The sequence below is a fragment of the Streptomyces sp. DH12 genome (genome assembly GCF_020873895.1).
Lineage (GTDB): Bacteria > Actinomycetota > Actinomycetes > Streptomycetales > Streptomycetaceae > Streptomyces.
Genome location: NZ_JAHWGT010000458.1, coordinates 1 through 607, shown reverse-complemented (window position 1 = coordinate 607; position 607 = coordinate 1). Strand labels below are relative to the sequence as shown.

The 607-nt window shown below is 73.3% G+C and carries 1 pseudogene; it reads right to left on the bottom strand.

Annotation, left to right across the window (positions count from 1 at the left end):
* A pseudogene (locus tag LPA54_RS35160) lies at nt 1–607 on the bottom strand (hypothetical protein); the annotation flags it as partial.

The following is a 607-nucleotide window of genomic DNA, read 5'->3' as shown; positions in this document are numbered from 1 at the left end:
GGTGCCGCACACGGTGGTGAAGCTGCCGGTCGAACCGGTGTCGCCGTTGGCGGGGAGGCCGTTGGGCAGGTTGCGGGAGCCCGGCTGGACGTCCTCGATGCGGATGAAGTCGTCCGCCACCGGACCGTTCCCGGCCTGACCGCCGTTGTCCTGGCCGCCGCCGTTCTGGCCGCCGTCCTGCCCTCCGCCGTCCTGCCCGCCGTCGTTCTGGCCGCCGTCGTTCTGGCCGTCGCCCTGGCCGCCGTCACCGTTGCCGGGCTGCTCGGCGGGCACGCCCTGGCAGCGGGCGAACCCGCCGAGGTCGCGCTCCTGGCCGCCGGCCCGCTTGATGTTGATGTTGATGCGGTCCAGGGTGGCCACGCGCTTGTCCTTCAGCGGACCGAGGATGGCGTTGTCGACGTAGTTCGCGTCGCCCGCCTGCGCCTGGCGCGTCTCGGCGAGACGCGTGTACGCGTCCGTGATCTGGCGGTCGAGCCGCGCCAGTTCACGCGCGACGCCCCAGCGCGCCTTGCGGGGCACCTTGGTCAGCTTCGGGCCCACGTCCGGACAGTTGATCGTGGCGACCCGGACCTGCCCCGACCTGGTGGCGGTTGGCCGCCCGGTCTCC